The sequence below is a fragment of the Erythrobacter sp. SN6-5 genome (genome assembly GCF_057364945.1).
On the sequence record NZ_CP200282.1, the window covers coordinates 2,852,995 to 2,875,511 of the forward strand.

Annotated in this window: 22 protein-coding genes and 2 pseudogenes; 9 read left to right on the forward strand and 15 right to left on the reverse strand. The window is 56.8% G+C overall.

Annotated elements, in window-relative coordinates; all coding sequences use genetic code 11:
- Nucleotides 1-48: 48 nt before the first annotated feature.
- The 6 genes and pseudogenes from AC0V6Z_RS14275 to plsY form a co-directional block, all read right to left on the reverse strand.
- Nucleotides 49-636: a response regulator gene (locus AC0V6Z_RS14275; RefSeq protein ID WP_472639088.1), complete on the reverse strand. Its 588-nt coding sequence runs from the start codon at nucleotides 634-636 to the stop codon at nucleotides 49-51.
- Nucleotides 637-692: 56 nt separating this feature from the next.
- Nucleotides 693-1,022: a hypothetical protein gene (locus AC0V6Z_RS14280; RefSeq protein WP_472639089.1), complete on the reverse strand. Its 330-nt coding sequence runs from the start codon at nucleotides 1,020-1,022 to the stop codon at nucleotides 693-695.
- 265 nt (nucleotides 1,023-1,287) lie between these two features.
- A pseudogene (topA, locus tag AC0V6Z_RS14285) lies at nucleotides 1,288-3,850 on the reverse strand (type I DNA topoisomerase).
- A gap of 90 nt (nucleotides 3,851-3,940) precedes the next feature.
- Entirely contained in the window at nucleotides 3,941-4,633 is a 693-nt protein-coding gene (locus AC0V6Z_RS14290; protein ID WP_472639090.1) for a glycerophosphoryl diester phosphodiesterase membrane domain-containing protein, read from the reverse strand.
- 6 nt (nucleotides 4,634-4,639) lie between these two features.
- The gene (dprA, locus tag AC0V6Z_RS14295; protein ID WP_472639091.1) at nucleotides 4,640-5,785 is read right to left on the reverse strand and encodes a DNA-processing protein DprA; all 1,146 of its coding nucleotides are present in this window, start codon (nucleotides 5,783-5,785) and stop codon (nucleotides 4,640-4,642) included.
- Nucleotides 5,782-6,378, reverse strand: coding sequence for a glycerol-3-phosphate 1-O-acyltransferase PlsY (plsY, locus tag AC0V6Z_RS14300; RefSeq protein ID WP_472639092.1), 597 nt, complete (start codon nucleotides 6,376-6,378; stop codon nucleotides 5,782-5,784). Before plsY ends, dprA begins: the two co-directional genes overlap by 4 nt.
- Before the next feature lie 87 nt (nucleotides 6,379-6,465).
- On the opposite strand from plsY, the gene murI reads away from it, so the two are divergent.
- From murI to AC0V6Z_RS14320, 4 genes are all read left to right on the forward strand, one after another.
- On the forward strand, nucleotides 6,466-7,302 hold the full coding sequence (murI, locus tag AC0V6Z_RS14305) for a glutamate racemase (RefSeq protein WP_472640927.1): 837 nt from the start codon (nucleotides 6,466-6,468) through the stop codon (nucleotides 7,300-7,302).
- 108 nt (nucleotides 7,303-7,410) lie between these two features.
- Entirely contained in the window at nucleotides 7,411-8,631 is a 1,221-nt protein-coding gene (gene hemA / locus AC0V6Z_RS14310) for a 5-aminolevulinate synthase (RefSeq protein ID WP_472639093.1), read from the forward strand.
- Nucleotides 8,632-8,680: 49 nt separating this feature from the next.
- A complete protein-coding gene (locus tag AC0V6Z_RS14315) occupies nucleotides 8,681-9,550 on the forward strand; it encodes a TauD/TfdA dioxygenase family protein (RefSeq protein ID WP_486176497.1) in 870 nt (289 codons plus the stop codon).
- A gap of 14 nt (nucleotides 9,551-9,564) precedes the next feature.
- Nucleotides 9,565-10,242: a nitroreductase gene (locus tag AC0V6Z_RS14320; RefSeq protein ID WP_472639095.1), complete on the forward strand. Its 678-nt coding sequence runs from the start codon at nucleotides 9,565-9,567 to the stop codon at nucleotides 10,240-10,242.
- On the opposite strand, the gene AC0V6Z_RS14325 is transcribed toward AC0V6Z_RS14320, so the two are convergent.
- The 4 genes and pseudogenes from AC0V6Z_RS14325 to AC0V6Z_RS14340 all read right to left on the reverse strand — a co-directional run bounded on the left by AC0V6Z_RS14325 (nucleotide 10,239) and on the right by AC0V6Z_RS14340 (nucleotide 13,729).
- The gene (locus tag AC0V6Z_RS14325; RefSeq protein ID WP_472639096.1) at nucleotides 10,239-10,400 is read right to left on the reverse strand and encodes a hypothetical protein; all 162 of its coding nucleotides are present in this window, start codon (nucleotides 10,398-10,400) and stop codon (nucleotides 10,239-10,241) included. The genes AC0V6Z_RS14320 and AC0V6Z_RS14325 overlap by 4 nt on opposite strands.
- Nucleotides 10,393-11,190 (reverse strand): carbon-nitrogen hydrolase family protein, encoded by a 798-nt coding sequence (locus tag AC0V6Z_RS14330; protein ID WP_472639097.1) that lies wholly within the window; start codon nucleotides 11,188-11,190, stop codon nucleotides 10,393-10,395. Before AC0V6Z_RS14330 ends, AC0V6Z_RS14325 begins: the two co-directional genes overlap by 8 nt.
- Nucleotides 11,191-11,728: 538 nt before the next feature.
- Nucleotides 11,729-12,950, reverse strand: a pseudogene (locus tag AC0V6Z_RS14335) (type III PLP-dependent enzyme).
- A gap of 206 nt (nucleotides 12,951-13,156) precedes the next feature.
- Complete coding sequence (locus AC0V6Z_RS14340) at nucleotides 13,157-13,729, reverse strand: LemA family protein (protein ID WP_472639098.1); 573 nt, start codon at nucleotides 13,727-13,729, stop codon at nucleotides 13,157-13,159.
- A 112-nt stretch (nucleotides 13,730-13,841) separates the two neighbouring features.
- Here AC0V6Z_RS14340 and AC0V6Z_RS14345 point away from each other — a divergent pair, with 112 nt between their 5' ends.
- A complete protein-coding gene (locus tag AC0V6Z_RS14345) occupies nucleotides 13,842-14,891 on the forward strand; it encodes a DUF3137 domain-containing protein (protein ID WP_472639099.1) in 1,050 nt (349 codons plus the stop codon).
- Between the two features lie 4 nt (nucleotides 14,892-14,895).
- On the opposite strand, the gene AC0V6Z_RS14350 is transcribed toward AC0V6Z_RS14345, so the two are convergent.
- From AC0V6Z_RS14350 to AC0V6Z_RS14360, 3 genes are read right to left on the reverse strand one after another with little or no spacing between them, the layout of a single operon-like run.
- Complete coding sequence (locus AC0V6Z_RS14350) at nucleotides 14,896-16,071, reverse strand: carboxynorspermidine decarboxylase (protein ID WP_472639100.1); 1,176 nt, start codon at nucleotides 16,069-16,071, stop codon at nucleotides 14,896-14,898.
- 60 nt (nucleotides 16,072-16,131) lie between these two features.
- A complete protein-coding gene (locus AC0V6Z_RS14355) occupies nucleotides 16,132-16,518 on the reverse strand; it encodes a GxxExxY protein (protein WP_472639101.1) in 387 nt (128 codons plus the stop codon).
- A 54-nt stretch (nucleotides 16,519-16,572) separates the two neighbouring features.
- Nucleotides 16,573-17,799, reverse strand: coding sequence for a saccharopine dehydrogenase family protein (locus AC0V6Z_RS14360; RefSeq protein WP_472639102.1), 1,227 nt, complete (start codon nucleotides 17,797-17,799; stop codon nucleotides 16,573-16,575).
- Nucleotides 17,800-18,013: 214 nt separating this feature from the next.
- On the opposite strand from AC0V6Z_RS14360, the gene AC0V6Z_RS14365 reads away from it, so the two are divergent.
- The 3 genes from AC0V6Z_RS14365 (at nucleotide 18,014) to AC0V6Z_RS14375 (ending at nucleotide 19,938) form a co-directional block, all read left to right on the forward strand.
- Nucleotides 18,014-18,967: a threonine ammonia-lyase gene (locus tag AC0V6Z_RS14365; RefSeq protein WP_472639103.1), complete on the forward strand. Its 954-nt coding sequence runs from the start codon at nucleotides 18,014-18,016 to the stop codon at nucleotides 18,965-18,967.
- A gap of 84 nt (nucleotides 18,968-19,051) precedes the next feature.
- Nucleotides 19,052-19,504, forward strand: a complete 453-nt coding sequence (locus AC0V6Z_RS14370) for an MAPEG family protein (RefSeq protein ID WP_472639104.1) — start codon at nucleotides 19,052-19,054, stop codon at nucleotides 19,502-19,504.
- The gene (locus AC0V6Z_RS14375) at nucleotides 19,501-19,938 is read left to right on the forward strand and encodes an MAPEG family protein (protein WP_472639105.1); all 438 of its coding nucleotides are present in this window, start codon (nucleotides 19,501-19,503) and stop codon (nucleotides 19,936-19,938) included. Before AC0V6Z_RS14370 ends, AC0V6Z_RS14375 begins: the two co-directional genes overlap by 4 nt.
- An 83-nt stretch (nucleotides 19,939-20,021) precedes the next feature.
- Here the strand turns inward: AC0V6Z_RS14375 and trxB are convergent, their stop codons facing one another.
- Together trxB and AC0V6Z_RS14385 are read right to left on the reverse strand one after the other, a co-directional pair.
- Entirely contained in the window at nucleotides 20,022-20,996 is a 975-nt protein-coding gene (gene trxB, locus AC0V6Z_RS14380; protein ID WP_472639106.1) for a thioredoxin-disulfide reductase, read from the reverse strand.
- 61 nt (nucleotides 20,997-21,057) lie between these two features.
- On the reverse strand, nucleotides 21,058-21,876 hold the full coding sequence (locus AC0V6Z_RS14385) for a tyrosine-protein phosphatase (RefSeq protein WP_472639107.1): 819 nt from the start codon (nucleotides 21,874-21,876) through the stop codon (nucleotides 21,058-21,060).
- A 177-nt stretch (nucleotides 21,877-22,053) separates the two neighbouring features.
- Here AC0V6Z_RS14385 and AC0V6Z_RS14390 point away from each other — a divergent pair, with 177 nt between their 5' ends.
- Nucleotides 22,054-22,485, forward strand: a complete 432-nt coding sequence (locus AC0V6Z_RS14390) for a response regulator (RefSeq protein WP_486176498.1) — start codon at nucleotides 22,054-22,056, stop codon at nucleotides 22,483-22,485.
- Nucleotides 22,486-22,517 lie beyond the last annotated feature (32 nt).

The following is a 22,517-nucleotide window of genomic DNA, read 5'->3' on the forward strand; positions in this document are numbered from 1 at the left end:
ATGCCCTCGCAATAGCGAGGGCTCTAGCGCGCAATTACCTTGTGGCGATTACTTGGCAGCGAGCTGTTCGAGCTTGGCGCGAAGGCCTGGCTCGTCGAATGGCTTGACGATGTAGTCATCCGCGCCCGCATTGATGCCTTCGTGAATGTCGGCAACATCGCCTTTAGACGTGCAAAACACGATCGTCGGCGCATGCGGGGTTGGGATCGCGCGAAGTTTGGTGACAAACTCAAGGCCATCCATTTCCGGCATTTCCCAATCGGTCAGAACCAATTGCGGCATTGCCTTCTTGCAGCGGGCGAGAGCTTCCTCGCCATTTTCCGCCTCAATCGGCGAATAGCCTAGGCTTTTGGCGATTTTGCTGGAAACCTTGCGGATCACGCGGCTGTCATCAACGATCAGACACGTCTTGGTTGCAACCTGCTGCGGTGCGGCACCTTCGCGCTGGGCCTTGGCGGCCCGAACAATCGCAGCGGTATCGCTGGCGTCCTGCGCCGTAGGAGCCTCTGGTGCTGCAGCAGCGGTGCTCGCTTCTTTAGGCACATCGGCCTCAACCTGGGGTTCGACTACGTCATCTTCAGACACAGGAGTGCCCTTGGCTTGCGCGAGCTTTTCAGCCAGCGTTTTGCCTTCCATTGAGCGTTTAAGCCGTGCCTCGCCCGAAGGTGACTTCGGGCCGGTGGTGCGTTTGATTAGATTTTGAATGGCTCAAGCTCCCCGTCTTGCGCTGAGACGGCGCCTTGAAATTGCGCCTCCATCGAAGCGACAGCTGGCGCAGCGAGTGGAACACTGGCGGGTTCATCGGCGGAATCGCCTTCGCCCGGCGTCATGCAAACGTGCAGATACGGCATCCAGACGTCGCCAAATTCAGCCTTTTGATACCACACGTCCAGCACATCGTAGCTTGCCCAGATCCCATCGGGTTCGCGCAGGCGCAAACCCTCACCAATACGCGGCACAGCAGCGAAGCGCATGCGTTCCTGAGATTGATGCGTCTCGTTTTGAACTTCGATTTCGATCACGTGGTTCGGCCTCTAACTGTTGGCCTGTGCACGCTCGCGCCTTGGCCGTTGAGACTCTCATAAGGGACAATACTTGACGATTTGCAAACGACGGATCGTAAACCAAAGTTTGTCCGTCACATCAGTGGGAATACGTGTTTAAACAGCGATTTACCCTATTTGCCGTTTACCAAAGGCGCGCAGCTGACTGGTAAACCGGCGGGAAACCACCCGCTTATTCCCAGAATCGACGATGGAGTGAGGCGCCGCAAGGGCGCGCGCCTCTCTACTTCGCAGCGGCTTTTACCGGCTTCTTCGCAGGAGCCTTCTTCTTCGCTGCTGCCTTCTTCTTTGGCGCGGCTTTCTTGCGCTTCTTCTTAGCCGGACCTTTGGCCGCCCGCGCATCGATCAACTCAATCGCTTGAGCGGCCTCAATATCCTCTGGCTTCACGTCCTTTGGAATAGTCGCATTGACGTTTCCATCGGTAACGTAGGGACCATAACGCCCCGGCATCACCTTGATCTCGCCGCCGCTAGTCGGATGCTCACCCAAGGTCTTGATTGGCTCCGCCTTTTGCCTCCCGCCGCCCTTGCGATTGGCAGCCTCAGCCAGCAACGTCACCGCCGCGTTCATGCCGGTTTCAAACACATCGACCGTGCTTGTGAGCTTGGCGTATTTGCCATCGTGACGCAGATAAGGACCATAGCGACCAATCGCCGCTTCAATTTCCTTGCCGGTTTCCGGATGCGCACCAATGATCCGCGGCAAATCGAGCAGCTTAATCGCCCATTCCAGATCGAAATCATCGAGATCTTTGGGAATGGAGGCACGCTTCTTTTTCTCCTCGTGCTCCATCTCAACATAGGGGCCAAAGCGCCCCGTCTTGCGATGGATGTCTTCACCCGTTTCCGGGTGCTGTCCCATAACGCCATCCGCGCTGCCATCATCGCCATCACTGCCTGGTTGGGCAAAGCGGCGGGTAAACTTGCATTCGGGATAATTGACGCAGGCGATAAACGCGCCAAACCGGCCACCGCGCAGGTTCAGCTTACCGTTTTCCCGTCCCTCTGTTGCGCAAAGCGGGCAACGGCGGGGATCTTCGCCATCGTCGGTTGGCGGGAAGAGATAGTCTGACAGATATTCGTCGAGCGCCTCGGTCACCTCAGAGGGCAGCTTCTCCATCACCTCTTCGGTTTTGGGTTTGAAGTCCTTCCAGAACTTGGCGAGCAGCTCCTTATAATCCTCACCGCCATCAGAGACGGTGTCGAGCTCGTCTTCCATGCCAGCGGTAAAGTCATAAGCGACATAGGTGGGGAAGAAACGTTCTAGGAACGCTGTTAGAAGGCGGCCTGAATCCTCTGCATGGAAACGATTTTTCTCCATTCGGACATAGTCACGATCACGGATCGTCTGGATCGTAGAAGCGTAAGTGGAAGGCCTGCCAATGCCGAGCTCTTCCAAGCGCTTGACCAATGACGCCTCGGAGAAGCGCGGCGGAGGCTGGGTGAAGTGCTGGTTGGCTTCGACACCTTTCTTGGCCGGAACCTCGCCCTTCGACATTGCCGGCAGCAATCCCTCTTCGTCATCATCAGACTTATCGTCAAAGCCCTCTTGATAGACTGCGAAGAAGCCAGGAAATTTAACAACCTGACCGGTCGCGCGCAGCTCGTGCTGCCCGGTCGCATCGCGCAAGGTGATCGTCGTGCGCTCCAATTGCGCAGCCGACATCTGGCTCGCCATGGCGCGCTTGAAGATCAGAGAATAAAGCTTTGCCTCATCACCAGAGCCCGCCTTATCCTTAGAGAAATTGGTTGGTCGGATTGCCTCGTGTGCTTCCTGAGCATTCTTCGCTTTAGTACTGTAAAAACGAGGTTTTTCCGGACGATAATCATCACTAAATCGCTCTGTGATTGCATCACGTGCGGCCATGATGGCCGACATATCCATCTGCACGCCGTCGGTCCGCATATAAGTGATTGCACCCGCCTCATAGAGCGATTGCGCACACCGCATCGTGTGGCTGGCTGAGAAGCCAAGCTTTCGTGAGGCCTCTTGCTGAAGCGTCGATGTGGTGAACGGCGGTGATGGGTTGCGTTTCAGCGGTTTAGTTTCGATCTCTTCAACCGTGAAGCGCCCGCCCTCAACCGCCGCCTTGGCAGCCATGGCAGAGCCTTCATTGCCAAGGTCGTGCTTACCCAGCTTCTTGCCATCGAACTGGACCAGGCGCGCATCGAATGCTGTGCCATCATGCTCCATCTTGGCCAGGACCGACCAATATTCGACCGGATTGAACGCTTCGATCTCACGCTCCCGATCGACAACCAGCCGCAAGGCAACCGATTGCACACGGCCAGCAGACTTTGCCCCGGGCAGCTTGCGCCACAGCACCGGCGACAGAGTGAAGCCAAACAGATAATCCAGCGCCCGTCGCGCTAGATAGGCATCAATCAAATCGGTATCGAGCTCTCGCGGAGACTTCATTGCGGTCGTGACGGCAGATTTGGTAATCGCGTTGAAGGTCACCCGGTCAACCTTGGTCGGCAGCGCCTTACGCTTCTTCAGCAGTTCCTGAACGTGCCAGCTGATCGCCTCCCCTTCCCTGTCAGGGTCAGTCGCGAGGACAAGGCGGCTCGCGCCTTTCGCTGCATCTGCGATTTCTTTGAACCGCTTCTGCTTGTCGCGATACAGCTCCCAATCCATTGCGAAGTCTTCGTCGGGCCGCACGCTGCCATCTTTGGGCGGCAAATCGCGGACGTGGCCATAGCTCGCCAAGACCTTGAAGTCTTTGCCGAGATACTTTTCGATAGTCTTCGCCTTGGCTAAGCGATTCAACGATAACAAGCTGCATGGTGGTTCTGTCTAGTTCCTAGTCGGTGCCTTCACGTGTGCACGTACGCGCGAGGGTGGAGCCGCGCAATTAATTCCGTCAAGTGGGCAATTATTCGAAAACTTCGTTAAGCGAAGCCGAGTCGTCACGCAGCAGCGAATAGCTGGCAATGCCTATCGCGGTTATAGTGAGCGACCCAAGGCCGGAGAGCATTGTCGTCACAACGAGATAGATCGCTGGGGTTTCCACATAGTCTTCCGAGAACTCGTCGAGGAAGATAGACAAGAGATCATAGTAGAACAGCGTAAAGAATGGGATGGCTAGCAACGTCATGGGCGCAAAGATCGCAACCAATAGGGGCCAGAACTTGCCCGATGTGGCCTCCCAAGATTTGCTGAGCGCTTCAGTGCCAGGCTCACCATCGGCCAAGACAACACCGTAAGCTGGCAGCCACCGAACCAGCAGAATGACTCCTGGGACAATGAGCAGGATAAAACCAAACGAAATCGCCAATCCGCTTATCAGTGAAACCAAGAAATACCCGCCAATGGTCCCCTTGAGGCCGCCGGGCGCCAATCCCCCCTTTGTGAGCAAGCCAATTGTCAGAAGATAGGCCAAGACAAAATCGACGATCATTGCCGGCACCAACAGGCCGTCGCCGAGCACTTGCAGATCAATGAGAGTCCAGACCGTCACCGTAACCGCAAAATAGGCAAGCGCCTCAGGCCACGCCGCCGCAAGCAGACGAATAGCTTCGCTCCAAACCTGCTTCGCACCTTCAAATGCACCGTCTGATAGCTCCATAATTCCCTAGCCTGCCAAGCTTACGCGGCCGCCGGAATGCCGCTCAAGATCGCCGGTGATTTCCAATTCCAACAACGCCATCTGCACCAGAGCCATCGGCGCGCCTGATTGCCGCACCAGCTCATCCACGGCGACAGGCGCGGTCGATAACAGGGCGGTTATCGCGCCTGTGTCCTCCAGGCTGACATCTGCGCCGTCCAGCTCTGAGAAATCGTATTCCTCGCGCCCTTCGGCCACCATGTTGAAGCGCGAGCGCGGCGTGCCCTCGAAGCTTTCGAGCAGCTCGGTCACCTCCTCAGGCGACTGAACCAAGACCGCTCCATCGCGGATCAATTGGTTGCAGCCCAAACTTCGCGTGTCGAGCGGCGAACCAGGGATCGCCATGACCTCACGTCCGGCCTCACCAGCCAACCTTGCCGTGATGAGCGACCCAGACTTCGGCGCGGCCTCGACAACCAAAGTACCCGCCGAAAGCCCTGCGATAATGCGGTTGCGGCTGGGGAAATGGCTGCCACGCGGCTGGGTGGCGGGCGGCTGCTCAGCGATCAGCAGGCCTTCGCGCGCGATCTGTTCCTGCAAATCGGCATGTTGCGAGGGATAGGCGATGTCGATCCCGCTGGCGATCACGCCGATGGTCGCGCCAGCACTCGCAGACAGCGCGCCCTCGTGGCTCGCGCCGTCGATCCCTCGTGCAAGACCGGACACGACAGAGTAGCCGTGTTCTGCCAGATCGCGCCCAAATTGCCGAGCGAGCTTCACCGCTGCGGCGGATGAATTGCGCGCCCCGACCATCGCCACGCAGGGCTTCGATGCCAACTTCACGTCTCCGCGATAGGTGATGATTGGCGGCGCGCTTTCTATCTCCGCAAGCAGAGGCGGAAAGTCGGATTGATCATGGAACAGATAGCTAGCTCCTGCTCGCTGGATCCCATCAATCTCTCGCTCAATTTTGTCGCGCGATGCCGGGCGATAGCTGCGCTTTCCGCGCCCTCCCAGCTCTGGCAGAATTTCGATCGCTGCGACCGCATTGCCGAACCGCGCCAGCAGCTGACGATAGCTGACCGGGCCGATATTGGGCGATCTGAGAAGACGAATGCGGGCAAATGCCTCAAGCTGGGTCAGCCCTTTGTCGCCGCCCGCAGACGCGTTCATTTTGAGCTGCCGATCTTGGGCTCCTCACCCTTTGCCAGACGCCCAATATTCTCGCGGTGGAGATAAATGATGAGGCCAGCAATCGCCGCCAGCACGGGAAAGAACTGAGGATAGCCAAACAATGGGGCAGCCGCAGCAGCAGCGACCACCGCGCTCATCCCTGCCAGCGAAGAAATGCGGAAAATTGCCAGCATCGCGATCCATATCCCGGCATATGCGAGGCCGATCGGCCAAGCGAGACCGAACGCAACGCCTGCATTGGTGGCAACGCCCTTGCCACCCTTGAACTTCAGCCAGACGGGATAGCAATGACCGATCACCGCGCCCCCGGCCGCAAAGGCCATCGCGACCTGTCCGCTTTCACCCGGCCATAGCATTCCGGCGAGGAACACCGGGGCAAATCCTTTGAGCAGGTCGAGCAGCAATGTGCCCGCCGCCAGCCCTTTATTGCCCGTGCGCAAAACATTGGTCGCGCCGATATTGCCGCTGCCAATATCGCGCACATCGCCCATGCCAGCCGCTTTGGTGAGCAACAGGCCAAATGGGATCGAGCCAAAGGCATATCCCAACAACGCGGCTAGCAATGGTTCCATGGTCGTAGTGCCCCTTTTCACGAGCATAAGTCGCCCGCCGCTTCCCTTTTCGCAAGGCCTAAGTAAAAGGCGGCAGTTCGAAAAGCTATAGCAACAAGGTCCAATCCGATCACCAATCCTGATGCCCCAATCCTGCTGCTCGACACCGGCGTTGGTGGACTGACGATTTATGATGCGGTGCACCGCGCATTGCCAGATGCACCGATCATTCTGGCGGCCGACTATGCTGGCCTGCCCTATGGCAAGAAGACCGAGGCAGAGGTTGCCGCGCGGGTCGCCGGGCTGCTTGGTCGGATGAGCGAGCGCTACCAGCCGCGCCTCGCCTGTATCGCCTGCAACACCGCCAGCACGATTGCGCTCGATATGGTACGCGATGTGCTGGAAATTCCGGTTGTGGGAACCGTACCGGCGATCAAACCCGCTGCTCTAACCAGCAAGACCGGGGTAATCGGAATGCTGGGTACACAAGGAACTGTGCGACAGCCCTATGTCGACCGGCTGGAGGCAGAATTCGTGCAAGGTGGCAAACTGCTGCGCTTTGCCGCCCCTGACCTAGTGGATGAGGCGGAAAGCAAGCTGCGCGGGGGACCAGTGAATCGCTCGGTGCTGAAAGCTGCACTCGAGGGGCTACGCGAAAACGACCACGAAATGAAGCTCGACCGGATTGTGCTCGGCTGCACCCACTTCCCCCTTCTCGAAGATGAGTTGATCGATGTCGCAGTCAACGATCTGGGAATGCCGCCAGATATTCGCTTTTTGGACGGAGCAGAAGGGATCGCGCGCCGCATCGTTCACCTACTCGATGGGCAAACATTCAAGCGCAGCGGCCCGAACCGAGCGGTGACGACCGGCAGCATCGAAGCGCTAGAAGCTCTGCGCCCAGCTTTAAAGTCCTACAAAATCGATCAGATTGACCAGTTTTAATCGCGAATAGTTCGCAAAGATCGTGCTAGAAAAGTGCATTGGAAATCCCTAGATCACCGCGACCAATTGAGGCTAGCGATGGTCTCCACTGACAGATGGGCACAACGCGTGAATTACGGAAACGTCTTCGATAAAGCGATAGACCGCCTTCATGAGGAAGGTCGCTACCGCGTGTTCATCGACATTATGCGGAACAAGGGCGCCTATCCCAACGCCCGCTGTTTCCATGGACATAATGGACCGAAGCCGATCACGGTTTGGTGCTCCAATGATTATCTGGCGATGGGGCAGCACGAAAAAGTCATCACCGCGATGGAAGACGCGCTGCACGATGTTGGCGCAGGCTCTGGCGGCACGCGCAATATCGGCGGCAACACCCACTTCCATGTCGAGCTGGAGCGAGAGCTTGCTGACCTTCATGGCAAGGAAGGCGCGCTGACCTTTACCAGCGGTTATGTCTCCAACGATGCGACATTATCCACGCTGGGCAAATTGCTGCCTGGCTGCGTGATTTTCTCAGACGCCCTGAACCATGCCAGCATGATCGCCGGCATCCGCAATTCCGGCTGTGAGAAGCGCGTATTCCGCCACAACGACATGGCGCATTTGGAAGAACTCCTCGCCGTTGAAGACACTGAAACGCCCAAGGTAATCGCGTTTGAAAGCGTCTATTCCATGGACGGTGATATCGCACCGATCCACGAGATCTGCGACCTCGCCGAAAAATACAACGCCCTCACCTACATCGACGAAGTGCATGCGGTGGGCATGTATGGAGAGCGTGGGGGCGGCATCTCGGAACGTGATAAGGCCGCGCACCGGATCGACATTATCGAAGGCACCTTAGGCAAGGCATTCGGTGTGATGGGCGGCTATATCGCGGCCGATACCCGCATTATCGATTGCATCCGCAGCTATGCCCCCGGTTTCATTTTCACCACGTCGCTGTCTCCAGTGCTGGTCGCGGGCGTGCTCGCCTCGGTGAAGCACCTCAAGAGTTCCAGCGAAGAACGTGATGCGCAGCAAGCCAATGCTGAGTTGCTGAAGCAAAAGATGCGCGATGCGGGCCTGCCAGTGATGGACAGTGTCACCCATATCGTTCCGCTTATGATTGGCGATCCTGTGCGCGCCAAAAAGATCAGCGACGTTCTGCTCGCTGAATATGGCGTATATGTACAGCCGATCAACTTCCCCACCGTGCCGCGCGGGACAGAGCGACTGCGCTTTACCCCCGGCCCGATGCACACGGTGGAAATGATGGACGAACTGACCGAAGCCCTGGTCGAAATCTGGGACCGGTTGGAGCTGGAGCTCAAAAAAGCGGCTTGATCGCCCTGCACGCTTCGCCCACACTCGCCCGCGCTTTGGGAGAGGCATGATGGCGACGGTTTTTGATACACCACTAGACAAGAACGCATTGGATACTGGCGCGCTGGATATCCGTCCGATGACGCCTGCAATCGGTGCGGAGATCCTAAATATCGATCTCGGCGCGCCTGACATTGGCGAACGGATCGACGACATTCGCGCTGCCCTGCTCAAGCACGGGGTTATCTTCTTTCGCGATCAGGACTTGAGCCAAGAACAACACATCGCCTTTGCTCGGCATTTTGGCGATTTGGAAGTCCACCCTGCCACCCCCAAAGATCAGCCCAATCGCGAAGTTCTGCGCATAGCCCATGGTCCCAAGAGCCGGGGCCAAGAGAACTATTGGCACTCCGATGTCACCTGGCGCGAAAAGCCCTCGCTCGGCTCTATCCTGCTGGCGCGCGAAGTGCCCGAATGCGGCGGCGACACCTGCTTTGCCAATATGCATATGGCGTATGAGCGGCTGTCCGATCAGATGAAGCGCATGTGCGAAGGTCTGACCGCGGTGCACGATATCGCCCGCGTGTTTGCAGGGCGCCTCGACAAGGCCCCGGAGGACCTACACGAAAAATTTCCGCCGCAGCGCCATCCCGTAATCCGCACTCATCCCGAAACGGGTGAGCGAGTGATCTATGTCAACACCGCCTTCACCTCGCATATTGAGGGCTTGAGCGGCGAGGAAAGCCGCTGGCTACTCGCGCATCTCTATAAGACCGCGATGGATGTAGAGGTGCAATGCCGACTGCGGTGGCGCAAAGGCACTATCGCCTTTTGGGACAATCGGGTGACACAGCACCTTGCGGTCTCCGACTATTTCCCGGCAAGGCGGGTGATGGAACGCGTAACGATTGCGGGCGACAAACCTTACTTCTCTGAGTGAAAGATCCAAACAATATGAATTATGATGATGTGGTGCTCGGCCGCCGCTCTATCCGTGGCTATCTTGATAAGCCAGTACCGCAGGAACTGATCGAAGAAGTTTTAGCGATGGCGATGCGTTCGCCTTCTTCGATGAACACCCAACCGTATCATTTCCACGTGATCACTGGTGAGCCGCTTGACCGGATCCGCAAAGGCAACACCGAGCGTATTCTTGCCGGAGAGCCGGACAGCCGCGAGTTTCGCAAAGGCCGCGCATTCGCAGGTATTCACCGCGACCGGCAGGTTGGCTGCGCGATCCAATTGTTTGAAGCGATGGGAATCGAGCGCGACGATAAGGAAAAACGGCAAGACTGGGTGCTGCGCGGCTTCCGCCAATTCGATGCGCCTGTTTGCGTGATCGTTACGTATGACAAAGAGCTATCCGATGCGGACGACACCGTCTTTGATTGCGGGGCTGTGACAACGGCGCTCGTCAATGCGGCATGGAGCAGGGGCCTCGGCTGTGTGATCAACAGCCAGGGAATTATGCAATCGCCGGTCGTGCGCGAGCATGCCAGCATTCCAGATGATCAGGTCATCATGAAGGCCGTGGCATTGGGCTGGCCCGATCCCGACTTTCCCGCCAACCCCGTGAAGATTACACGCCGCGAGGTTTCAGATGCGGCGAGGTTTGTGGGGTTTGAGGCTTAATCCTCGTCTGGAGATGCCGCAGCCGACGATGTAAAACGCACCCCGGGGCGCAGCGTTTCGTCAACGGTCAAATCGAAGATATCTGGCCGCGAGTAATGGCCCACCACATCAAAGTCGTAACGCGCCTTTACCAGCTCTGACGTGTCAATCTCACGCATGATGAGGCCCTCGCCGAGCCTCATGCGGCCCGGCGAGAACATCACCAAGTGGGCCGGCAATCAAACTGCCTCCAGCGATTAAATCACGCGTATCATCCCAACCATCGACCTTAGCGCCCAGAGCTTCGGGGCTGGGTTGATACTGGCACGAACTCACCACAAAGCACCGGCCTTCATGGGCGATATGACGCATGGAACTGCGCCAGACATCGCGGTGATCCACTGTTGGCGCGCACCATATATCGACGCCCTTTGCGTACATGGCTGCCCGGAACAGCGGCATGTGGTTTTCCCAGCATATCGCAGCGCCTAACGTGCCGAACCGTGTCTCGACCACAGGCAAGGTCGATCCATCGCCCAGCCCCCAAATCAGGCGCTCACTGCCCGTAGGCATCAATTTGCGATGTTTGGCGACCAAACCGTCGTGTGGAGTGATAAATATAGCGGTGCAGTAGAGCGTGTTGCCCCCGCGTTCGATTACGCCGAGCACCAACGTCGTCCCGGTTCTCTGCGAGAGAGATTCCAGCTCGGCGACCTCAGAGCCATCTAGGTCAATTGCATTTTCGTAATAACGGGCAAAGTCTTCTCGGCCTTCGGGCAAGCGGTATCCAAGCCGAGTGCCAAAATCACTTCCCTTAGGATAACCGCCAAGAAGTGCTTCGGGCATTACAAGCAGATCAAGCCCTGCCCCTTTGATCTCAGCTTCGTGAGACAGGACTTTTTCGAGGCTTGCTGCCTTACCAGAGGGATCAGAGCCGATCTGAAGCGCGGCGATAGTTGCAGTTGTCATGACCCAGTCGGTAACGTGAGACCGCTGATCGGCCAAGTCCTTTGGTTGCGTCACTTACAAGAGGTTTGCCGAGATGCGCTCAATGGACAGGTGTATTATGTCCACTGATTGTAATATATTAAGCATTAACACTGCCGCATGCAATTGTTATGCACAGCAAGGTTTCGGCATGTTGGGAGATTACAAGTGTTAGAATTCATCGTTGCCGCAGCGCTTTTGCAATCCAGCGCGACAACACCGCAAGAATCTGAAGGGTCCGAGACACCGCTTGCTGGCGATGCGGTCAGCCGGTCAGAAGAAGTACCCCAGACAGAGGAGAAAACGATAAGAATTGGGGGAAAATTGTACGGCCCGACTGATAAAGTCTGCAAGAGAGAGGCTCCCACCGGCAGTCGAGTAAAAAAACGAACATGCGCCACCGCCATTCAATGGCAACGCTTCGAACGGCAGTCCCGTGAGACGGGAGAGCAATTGCAAGGAGCCGTCAATAGCACGCGATCTGAGTGATTAAGCAAGGTTAGAACGCCTTAACCAAGCGTCATCGCAAGCTAACCACATTATCGCTTTCAGGCCGCTGTCTGTCGCCGCGGAACAGGCTCAGCATTGGTTCGTCAGCGACAGTGAATTCTTCCGCATTGCCAAAGCCGTTAAAGCCGGTTTTCATCGCGGCACCATAGGCCCCGATCATGCCGATCTCGATATAATCGCCTAGCCTGAATATCACCCGGCAGTGGGAACGGCCCCTGCATATAATCCGCATCATCGCAGGTCGGACCGTAAAAGGCGAAACCGACCTCTGGATCACGCAGATTATCGGCCAGCGCCTTCACTGGGAAACGCCAGTCAACATGCGCCGCATCATATAGCGCGCCATATGCGCCATCATTGATGAACAGCTCTTCGCCACGACGCTTATCGACTTGCACGACAAGCGAGGAATACTCCGCCGCCAGCGCCCTGCCTGGCTCGCACCAAAGCTCCGCATTGTAAGCAATCGGCAGCGCTTCGAAGTGCTGGGCGATCAGAGCGAAGTAATCCTCCAAAGGAGGCGGTTCCATACCCGGATAGATACTGGGAAAGCCTCCACCAACATCGATCATGTCGATCACCACACTGGCATCGGCAATCGCGGCGCGGGTGCGGTCAAGCGCCTGGACAAAGGCAAACGGCGTCATCGCCTGACTGCCGACGTGGAAACACGCACCCAGCCAATCGCAATGCTGACGCGCTTCCTGAAGCAAAGCCGGGGTCTCCAACAGGTCACAGCCAAACTTGCTCGCCAGGCTCAGCTCAGAAAACTCGCTGGATACACGCAAACGCACGCAGAGCCGCAAATCATCGGCGGTAGCACCCGTCTCCGGGTTGCGGCAGGCCTCAACGATCTTATGCAGCTCTTCGGCGGTGTCGAGGCTAAATGTGCGCACCTTGTGCGTGTGGTAGGCCTCTGCAATCGCGCGCCGGGTCTTAATCGGATGCATGAAGCACAGCTCCGCCTCGGGCAGTTCTGCACGAACCAGACGCACTTCAGCAATCGACGCGACGTCGTAATGCGTAACATTCGCCTCCCACAGCACTCGCAAGAGCGAGGGCGCAGGATTGGCTTTCACAGCATAGAGCGTCTTGCCCGGAAACTTCTCTGTGAAGAAGCGAGCTGCGCGAAGGGCCGCATGCGGGCGATTAAGAATGATCGGTTCGTCAGGCGTAACCGCGCTGACTACCGCCGCCGCATCGGAAAATATCTCATCAGGATAGCTGTGCAACTCAAGGGACCCCCAGAAGGATGCGAGCCAAACCACCGACCTGGCCCAGGTTCTGAACAAGGCTGCCTTACGGTCTTGCGATCAAGAGTCCCCGCCCTCCTAAGAGGGATCGGCAGCGGAAGCGCGCATATAAGCCTAAATCGCGCTTCCGCAACTGAAAATGTGCATCTGAAGGGGTGGATTTTGCCCGCCCCACTGGCGACAATTTAGAACGCAATCTGCGGTGCCTGATCGACAGTACCCTTCTCGCTATCATCGAGGCGGTGGAAATCCGCCTCTTTAAATCCGAGCATTCCAGCGAACAGAACAGCTGGGAAGCTCTCACGCGCTGCGTTGAACTGAGCCGCGGCGGCATTCAATGCACGGCGAGCGGCGGCCAGCTTATCTTCCGTCTCGGCAAGCTCGCGCTGAAGCTCTTGAAAGTTGGTGTTCGCTTTAAGGTCTGGATAGGCCTCTCCCAGTGCCAGCAGGCGATCAAGCGAGAGTTTGAGCTGTTGCTCGCTGCCAGAACTCGGCTCGCCAGATGCCGCGGCGTTGCGCGCGCTGATCACACTGTCGAGCGTCTCTTTCTCGTGGCTGGCATAACCCTGAACGGTGCTGACAAGGTTCGGGATCAGATCGTGGCGTTGACGCAATTGGGCATCAATATCGGCCACGCCCTGGCGGACATTCTGACGCAACGCGACAAGCCGATTGTAAATCCCAATAAGAAGCAGAACCCCGCCAACCGCGAGGACCACAATTGCCGATGTCCAAAACCATCCAAAAATCTCGACCATCTCACACCTCTTTCTTAACTGTATATTCCTATATTAGCGTCAAATAGTTAAGGGATAGCGACGGAGCCACGGGGCCTCGCGCAAATATAGGTTAAGGGAGCCGAGCGTAGCGATGCGTGCCGATGTTAACAAGCTAATGGGTGGGGAGCTGGGGAGCTGGCTCGACGCGCAGCAAGGCATGCGCACCGACGCTAAAGAGAAAGCCTCAAACCGCGGCGTTAAATGCGCCTTTATCCTGCTGCCTTTGCTGGCATTGATGTGGTTTGGTCCCAGTTGGGATGGCAGCATCAAGTTCTTCATCACACTGTTTTTGGGAATTAGCGCTGGGTCTTGGATTTATGCTCCAATTCAAAAAGCGAAAAAAGAGATCAAGATCGGCATCAATTCCGCCATTGCTGCCGAATTGGATGTGCATTACGACCATGATGTTGAACCAGGCCATGAGTTCGAAGCCGCCAAGCAATATGGCCTGGTCCCTCACTACAACCGCGATGGTTTTGAAGACCATTGGTACGGCGAGATCGAAGGTCACGATTTCCGCCTTTACGAGGCGCATTTGGAACAGCGCAGAGGCTCCGGTAAAAACCGGCATTGGGTAACTGTGTTTCGCGGAGCAATCATCCAAATGGAATTTGGCCGCAAGTTCCATTCAACCACGCTTCTACAGCGCGCCGGCAAGCACAAGAAATGGTTTGGCCTGGGCGGCCGGGCTGACCATGCGAGCTTTGACGGACACCGGTTGGATTATGTCGATCAGGTCCACCCTGCCTTCGAAGATGTGTTTGAACTGTGGAGCGATGATCAGGTTGAGGCACGCACGCTGGTCGATCCGACCTACGTTGAACATTTGATCGGGATTGAACGGGCATTTTCCGGCGACGCCGTTCGCGCGATCTTCCGCAAGGGTGAAATGATCATCGCAGTTGAAAGTGGAAACCTGTTCGAAAGCGGTAGCATCGATGCATCTGGCGACCGCGAGCGTGCAGAAGAGACAGCGAAGCAATTTGCCTCACTCGCGCGACTGGCCATGGCCATCAATAAAACTGAACGTGGCCATGACAGCACTGGTCCCAGCTCTAGCGGCGTCATTGTCGATGATGCGCGAAATCTGGGCGCTGGCGGCTCCGCTCGTGGTGGCGGGTTCGGTCGCAAAGGCCTGTAAGCCGTCAGCTCAGGCGGTCCTTGAAATCCTCATATTCAAACCGCTTCACGCACTCCAAATTATCCGTCTCGCTGTCCCACAGCCAAATGCTGGGCAGTTGCACACCGTTGAAAGTGTTCGTCTTGACCATGGAGTAATGCGCCTGGTCGAGGAATGCGAAGCGCGCGCCAGGATCGGCCTTTACCGGCAGACGATAATCACCAATCACATCACCCGCTAGGCAGGACGGCCCGCCCAGGCGAATGGGCACGCTTTCATCCTGAAGTTCGCCCAGCATCGCCGGTCGGTATGGCGCCTCCAGAACATCGGGCATATGGCACGTGGCCGACACATCGGTGATCCCTATTGGCACCTCATTAAAGCCTGTGTCGAGCAATGTTCCAACCAATATCCCGGCATCAAGGGCGATTGCTTCGCCCGGCTCTAGGTATATCTCAGCACCTGTGTCCTCGCGGGCATCTTTTAACAATTGGATCAGCTCATCACGTTCATAGTCGGCGCGGGTAATATGGTGCCCACCGCCCATATTGATCCATTTCAATTGCCCAAAATAGGGCTCAATCGCATCAAACACCCGGTCCCAGGTCTGGCGCAGCGGCTCAAAGGTCTGCTCGCACAGATTGTGAAAGTGGATACCATCGACGCCCTGCATGTGCTCATCGGTCAGCTGGTCGATTGGAAAGCCTAGCCGTGAACCGGGCGCGCTGGGATCATATTTCGCCACCTCGCCGGTTTGCACCATCGGATTAATCCGCAGGCCCACATCAACATCGCCGCCCGTGTGCCGCGCGTGCTCCAAGATCACAGCCGCGCGGGCCATTTGGGTTGGCGAATTGAAGATCACATGATCGGAGAGGCGGCAGATTTCTTCCAACTCATCTGGCTTGTAAGTTGGCGAATAGGTCGCAATTTCACCATCGTAATACTCGCTCGCCAGCCGCGCTTCCCACAGTCCGCTGCAGGTCGCGCCGTCGAGATATTCGCCGATCAACGGCGCGACCGCATGCATAGAAAACGCCTTCAGCGCCGCCAGCACTTTGATGTCTGCCTCATCGCGAATTTCCGCCAGCACCTGGCAATTCGATCGCAGCTTCACCGCATCCACGACGAACGCCGGGCTTTCAACGCGGCTCAAATCAAAATGGGCGAAAGCGCCCGGATCACCAGCTTGAGTTTGCATCTTTCGGTTCGTCCTTAGTGGTTTCGCGCAGAGACGCAGAGAATGCAGAGACGCCAAGAATCATCGCGGTTTGTAGTCATTTACGAGCCGACGGATACCGTCCTTCATTGTAGCTTGCGAGAAATTGAGAAGCAGCCCAACGGGCTGCTTGTATAGCCTCAGGTATGTAAGCAATTGCTTTGCATGAGCCTTGCTCAACTGTTCGGTCGCTTTGATTTCTAGGATCAGTCGGTCTTCAACCAATATATCAATCCGGAAAGCCGCATCGAACCGATGACCATCGAATTCGACAGCTATCGGAACCTGACGTGCAACATTCAACCCTCGCGCCTCTAGCCGCCCAGCCAATACAGTTTCATATACATTCTCGAATAAGCCCGGTCCGAGCTCGCGATGAATTGCGATGCATTCATCTATGACGATTGCAGTGATCGCATCGATATCCACTGGCACGCCCTCTCTGCGCCTTAGTTTTCTCTGCGCCTTTGCGCGAAACTATACCTAAAACCCTACTGGCCCATCGAGCTCTTTCACATTCCATGGCAGGCCATGCAAATTCAGCATTTCCATAAAGGGATCAGGGTCCATTTGCTCCATGTTGAACACGCCCTCACCCGACCACGTGCCGCCAAGCATCATCGCGCTGCCAATCATCGCGGGCACGCCTGTGGTGTAGCTCACGCCCTGATTGCCGGTCTCTTCGTAGGCCGCCTCATGGCTACAGATATTGTTGATATAGAATGTCTTTTCGCCTGAACCATCCAAGGCCTCGCCGGTCGCGATCACACCGATATTGGTCTTTCCTGTGGTGCTTTCACCCAGCGTTTCCGGCTTGGGCAAAACGGCCGCGAGGAATTGCAACGGGATGATTTCCTTGCCTTGATATTTGATCGGCTCAATCCCGGTCATGCCAACATTCTGTAGCACTGTGAGGTGCTTGATATATTCATCGCCGAACGTCATCCAGAACCGTGCTCGCTCCAGCTCTGGAATGAATTGGGAGAGGCTTTCCAGCTCCTCGTGATACATCAAATAGGCGTTGCGCGGCCCAACCGCTTCAAAGTCGAACTCAGTCTTTATCTGCATCGCCGGGGTCTCGACCCAGCCGCCATTTTCCCCCGGTTTCTTCTCCCAATGCCGCGCGGGAGCGGTCACTTCGCGAATGTTGATCTCTGGGTTGAAGTTAGTCGCAAACGCCTGACCATGATCGCCGCCATTGCAATCCAGAATATCGAGCTGGCGGATCGTCTTCAGCTTATGCTTGCGCAGCCACATCGTGAAAACGCTGGTCACGCCGGGGTCAAAGCCTGATCCTAGCAACGCCATGATGCCAGCCTCTTTGAACCGGTCATGATAGGCCCATTGCCAATGGTATTCGAACTTGGCCTCGTCCTTCGGCTCGTAATTGGCGGTGTCGAGATAGTGCACGCCCGTTTCCAGGCAGGCATCCATGATTGGCAAATCCTGATAAGGCAGCGCAAGATTGACAACCAGGCTCGGTTTAATCTGATGGATCAGATTGACCAATGCGGGCACTTCTTCAGCGTCAATTTCATAAGTGTTGATGTCCGCGCCCTCGCGGGTTTTCACGCTGGCGGCGATGGCATCGCATTTCGATTTTGTGCGACTGGCCAAGTGAATGTCCGTGAAGATATCGCCAAGTTGCGCCATCTTGTGAACACAAACAGAACTGACCCCGCCTGCCCCGATTACCAAAACTGTCGACATAATTCCGACCTTTCAAATTCGAATCTTGCGCTCACTAGGGCAATGCGAGAGCAGCGTAAATCGATCCCGCCCTTTCCTACTATGCCGCATCGGGCCATAGCGACAGGATGTGTAATTCCAGCCTTTACCTGTCCTCTTTCTCTACGAGAAATGCGGGCGCTCTTTCTTCCCCCAGGACTGTGTTCCAAGTATTCCAGCGCATAGGGTTTGCCATATGACCGACGCTCTACGGATGCCGACCCGCGATGGCGTTTTGGACGCCGCTCGCAAGATCGCTGCTATCCTGCCGCCGACACCGCTATTGCAGATCGAGATCGATGGCACTCGGTGCTGGGTGAAGGCAGAGAATCTGCAGCCGATAGGCGCCTTCAAGATACGCGGTGGATGGCACAGGCTTTCGGCAATGACGAGCGAAGAGCGCGCTGGCGGCGTTGTGGCTGTGTCCAGCGGCAATCACGCGCAAGGCGTCGCATGGGCTGCGCGCAGACTTGGTATCAAAGCCACCATCGTCATGCCGCGCGATGCGCCTCAGATAAAGCTGGAAAACACGAGCGCGCTCGGCGCTGAAATTGTGCTGTATGAGCGCCCTGGTGAAGACCGTGATGAGGTCGCGGCCAAGCTGATTTCAGAGCGCGGTGGCACCTTGGTCCACGCCTTTGGCGACCCCTGGGTGATAGAGGGGCAAGGCAGCGCAGGCATTGAAATCACCGAGCAATTGGGCGGTGAGCCAAGCGCTGTTCTCGCCTGCTGCGGCGGCGGAGGGCTTGCGGCGGGCCTCGGTCTCGCCTGCCTAAAGGCGAAGATCTACGCCGTTGAGCCGGTCGGATGGGACATGGTCGGGCAAGCAATCTCCTCTGGTGAGCTGGTTACGGCCGCCGAGGACGCCCCCAAGACGATCTGTGACGCGCTGCAACCCACCGCGACCAAACAGATGAACCTCGATCTCTTGTCTGGGCGGGCGGAGGCAGGTGTCACCGTCACCGATGACGAAGTGCGCAGCGCCCAGCGCTGGGCATTCGCGAACCTACGCCTCGTCTTGGAACCCGGTGGAGCAGCCGCTCTTGCCGCCGCTTTGGCAGGCAAAGTGCCGCTTGATGAGCGCACGGTCATCATGCTGACCGGCGGCAATGCAGACCCAGTGGAATTCGCGAAGACTATTGCCGGATAGACCTCCCCCAACCGCCCAGCTCATTGCGCCATATTTGACAATCCGAATTGGCTCTCGCAGGTAGAGGTCAAGAGGGAGACTATCATGCAAGCGCAAATGCTCGCACCCGCCGCGGTCCTGGTGGTTTGGACATTGATCGTCCTGATCTGGATCATACCGCCGCGCTTTGGCTCACTTGCCAAGGTCGACAAGTCCAAACTATCCGGCAAGCCGGGTGGGCGCGGACAAGATCTCGAAGGGGTCATACCAGACAAAGCCAACTGGCCTGCTCACAATCACACTCACCTGCACGAGCAACCGACGTTGTTTTACGCAACGGTGATCATCCTTGCGATCATGGGAGCTGGCGCAATCGATATCCTGCTGGCCTGGGGCTATGTGGGAATCCGTATCCTGCATTCACTGTGGCAAATTCTGGTGAATAAACTGCCAGTTCGTTTTGGCCTGTTTTTCGTCAGCACGCTAATCTTGATAGCGCTCGCCATTAGAGCCGTCATGGCCACACTATTCTACAATCCCGGAGCTCTTCCCACATGATTGATACGATGATCCTTCAACCCGCTGTCGCGCTGATGATCTGGACGATGATCATGTGGGTATGGATGTATGCGACCCGCATTCCCGCGATGAACAAAGCGCCTGATATTGAGGCACCTGCCAAGCTGGTCGGCACCACCGGTTCAGAGCTGCGCTCCAAACTTCCAGAGAAGGTCAACTGGAAGGCAGACAATTACAATCACCTGCATGAACAACCGACCCTGTTTTACGCGGTCACAGTGGTTCTCGCCATTATAGGCGCGGGCGACGGCCCGAACGCCCTACTCGCGTGGATTTACGTCGGGTTGCGCGTTGCACACTCGCTGGTTCAGGTGACCGCTAACAAGGTGATGGTGCGTTTCGTGCTGTTCGCTCTGTCGAGCGTTGTGCTTATAGCCCTTATCGGAAAAGCGACACTGATCCTGTTGGTCTAAGCCGCCCACGTATCCACACAAAAAGGGGCTCCAATTGGAACCCCTTTTCGCTTGTCACTAGCCCCCGGCGGAGCGTGTGCTGTTTACTCAGCAGCTTCGCTGACGGCTTCCTCTGCATCCTCGCGTGCAGCCAAGAACCGCTCTCCATCCAATGCGGCCATGCAGCCCATTCCCGCTGCCGTCACAGCCTGGCGGTAGACGTGGTCGGTCACATCGCCTGCGGCAAACACACCGGGAATGGCGGTTTTCGGCGTGCCCGGTTCAACGTCGAGATAACCACTCTCATCCATCGCAAGTTTGCCCTTGAACAATTCGGTCGCAGGTGCGTGACCAATCGCCACAAATGCGCCATCGACTTCGAGCGTCGAGGTCTCGCCGGTCTGCGTGTCTTCCAGCACAAGGTGGTGCAGCGCGCCATCCTCGCCCGCTTCGAAACTCTTCACAGTCTTGTTCCATAGCGTGGATATCTTGGGCGACTTCATCAGACGGTCTTGTAGGATCTTCTCTGCACGCAATTCGTCACGGCGGTGGATCAGCGTCACGTCGTCAGAATGGTTGGTTAGGTAAAGCGCCTCTTCAACGGCGGTGTTGCCGCCGCCAATGACAGCGACCTTCTTGCCGCGATAGAAGAAACCGTCGCAAGTCGCGCAGGCAGACACACCCTTGCCGCCCAGCTCTTGCTCGCCCGGCGCGCCCAGCCATTTGGCTTGAGCGCCGGTGCAAATCACCAGCGTCTCGCCGATATATTCATCGCCGCTATCGCCAATGGCCTTGAACGGTGCGCCGCCTTCCAGATCGACGGAGACAATGGTGTCCCACATCATCCGCGTTCCGACATGCTCGGCCTGCGCCTTCATCTCTTCCATCAGCCATGGGCCCTGCACCACCTCGCGGTAGCCCGGATAGTTCTCCACATCGGTGGTGATGGTCAGCTGACCACCAGGTTGAAGCCCCTGTACCACAATCGGCTCCAGCATGGCGCGCGCGCCATAAATGGCTGCGCTGTATCCGGCAGGGCCTGAGCCAATGATCAGCATTTTTGTGTGATGGGTAGCCATAATCGTATCTTTCAAATTTCAAATTCGTTGGCTTCGGATATGGGGATCGTTGGCTCGCTTGTCACGCCACCAAGCGTTCAATCAGGCGAGCTTTCCTTGCCTCATCCACACCTAAAGTTTGCGCAAGATAGGTATCGAGGGAGCCGTGATCGCGGGTCACTTCGGCAAAGTAGGTGTCGATATATTCGGGCAGCACGCCCATCAGGTTGCGCCGCGCTTCAATCGGAATATCGCCATAATGCGCGAGCATTCGCGGCAGCGACTGGCGTTCAAGAATGTGAACGGTGGGTGCATCGTTGGTGCGCAGAAACTCAGCCACCACGTCATCGCGGTGCACGCCCAGTACATGCAGCAGCAAGCTGGCGGCGATCCCAGTACGGTCCTTCCCGGCAAAGCAATGGACCAGATTGCCACCCTCGCGGTTCGCCAAGGCCTCAAAATAGCGCGTGAACATATCGATCATCGCGGGATTGACTGGCATCCGGGTGTAAACGGCGATCATCCGGTCACGCGCTTTGTCCGATGTCATTTTGGCCGCGCTAGCCGCTTCGTGTGGAGGCGAATTGCTCGTCTCACCATCATAGGCGATCACATCCGCTGAGAAATCATCATGGCGCCGACAAGGAAACCCGCCGCGTTCGCTGCTGCCGCGCAGATCAACAATGGTGCGAATATCGAGGCGTTGGATCAGCTCCAAGTCGGCATTGCTTGCCTCCATATGCTGGCCAGAACGAAACAGCAGGCCCGTACGAACCTGCCCTCCGCCAGCGACGGCATAGCCGCCATAATCGCGAAAATTGTGAATGCCGTCAGTCTGCTCAAACGGGATTGGATCATGCTCTCGAATCATGCCGCGGACAGTGGCAGGCGCGCTCTCCATCGGCAACGTCCTCGTTTTGCCAAGGCCGCGAGATCCAGCGCCTTTGCGCATTCCATTAGGTAATATCGCTGGGGGCCTCGCCAATCTGGTTTTGAGGATGGGAACGTAAGTCCGGTCAATGATGGATAAAAGACGAAACGGAACACACTATGGCTTATGTGCTAATCGCCGATGACGATGAAATCGTGGCTAAGCCTAGCTTCAGAAGCGCTCATTGACGCTGGCCACCCGTGCGGATGGGTCACCAATGGAACGGAGGCTTGGGACCTTTTGCAAAAGCGCAGGCCGGACGTACTTCTGCTCGATCAGAACATGCCAGGCATGTCGGGCTGTGCCCTACTGCGGAAAATTCGCAGCTCTGCCTCCCTGTATGATCTGCCGGTGATTATGTTCACCGCGCTGACCGGTATCCGCGACGAAGAGCAGGCGATTTATGCTGGCGCGCAGGATTACATTCGCAAACCATTTCAACCCAGCAAGATCGCGAGGCGGATTGAGCGTCTGATCCAATTGCGTGCTGGACGCGGGCATACCGATCTACGGACATATCTTGAACAAAGCTCTGGTTGGGCACCAGAGCCAAATATGGCGGTGCGGCGAGCGATCTAGGCTATTTATGCATAGCCAGGAACTTGCCGCTG

Excerpts from the sequence above, each read along its gene's own strand:
- AC0V6Z_RS14275 (WP_472639088.1), bottom strand. The coding sequence starts at position 636 with ATGGAAGGCAAAACGCTGGCTGAAAAGCTCGCGCAAGCCAAGGGCACT.
- AC0V6Z_RS14290 (WP_472639090.1), bottom strand. The coding sequence starts at position 4,633 with ATGGAGCTATCAGACGGTGCATTTGAAGGTGCGAAGCAGGTTTGGAGC.
- dprA (WP_472639091.1), bottom strand. The coding sequence starts at position 5,785 with ATGAACGCGTCTGCGGGCGGCGACAAAGGGCTGACCCAGCTTGAGGCA.
- plsY (WP_472639092.1), bottom strand. The coding sequence starts at position 6,378 with ATGGAACCATTGCTAGCCGCGTTGTTGGGATATGCCTTTGGCTCGATC.
- AC0V6Z_RS14315 (WP_486176497.1), top strand. The coding sequence starts at position 8,681 with ATGGCGACGGTTTTTGATACACCACTAGACAAGAACGCATTGGATACT.
- AC0V6Z_RS14320 (WP_472639095.1), top strand. The coding sequence starts at position 9,565 with ATGAATTATGATGATGTGGTGCTCGGCCGCCGCTCTATCCGTGGCTAT.
- AC0V6Z_RS14325 (WP_472639096.1), bottom strand. The coding sequence starts at position 10,400 with ATGCGTGAGATTGACACGTCAGAGCTGGTAAAGGCGCGTTACGACTTT.
- AC0V6Z_RS14330 (WP_472639097.1), bottom strand. The coding sequence starts at position 11,190 with ATGACAACTGCAACTATCGCCGCGCTTCAGATCGGCTCTGATCCCTCT.
- AC0V6Z_RS14340 (WP_472639098.1), bottom strand. The coding sequence starts at position 13,729 with ATGGTCGAGATTTTTGGATGGTTTTGGACATCGGCAATTGTGGTCCTC.
- AC0V6Z_RS14345 (WP_472639099.1), top strand. The coding sequence starts at position 13,842 with ATGCGTGCCGATGTTAACAAGCTAATGGGTGGGGAGCTGGGGAGCTGG.
- AC0V6Z_RS14350 (WP_472639100.1), bottom strand. The coding sequence starts at position 16,071 with ATGCAAACTCAAGCTGGTGATCCGGGCGCTTTCGCCCATTTTGATTTG.
- AC0V6Z_RS14360 (WP_472639102.1), bottom strand. The coding sequence starts at position 17,799 with ATGTCGACAGTTTTGGTAATCGGGGCAGGCGGGGTCAGTTCTGTTTGT.
- AC0V6Z_RS14365 (WP_472639103.1), top strand. The coding sequence starts at position 18,014 with ATGACCGACGCTCTACGGATGCCGACCCGCGATGGCGTTTTGGACGCC.
- AC0V6Z_RS14370 (WP_472639104.1), top strand. The coding sequence starts at position 19,052 with ATGCAAGCGCAAATGCTCGCACCCGCCGCGGTCCTGGTGGTTTGGACA.
- AC0V6Z_RS14375 (WP_472639105.1), top strand. The coding sequence starts at position 19,501 with ATGATTGATACGATGATCCTTCAACCCGCTGTCGCGCTGATGATCTGG.
- trxB (WP_472639106.1), bottom strand. The coding sequence starts at position 20,996 with ATGGCTACCCATCACACAAAAATGCTGATCATTGGCTCAGGCCCTGCC.
- AC0V6Z_RS14385 (WP_472639107.1), bottom strand. The coding sequence starts at position 21,876 with ATGGAGAGCGCGCCTGCCACTGTCCGCGGCATGATTCGAGAGCATGAT.
- AC0V6Z_RS14390 (WP_486176498.1), top strand. The coding sequence starts at position 22,054 with ATGAAATCGTGGCTAAGCCTAGCTTCAGAAGCGCTCATTGACGCTGGC.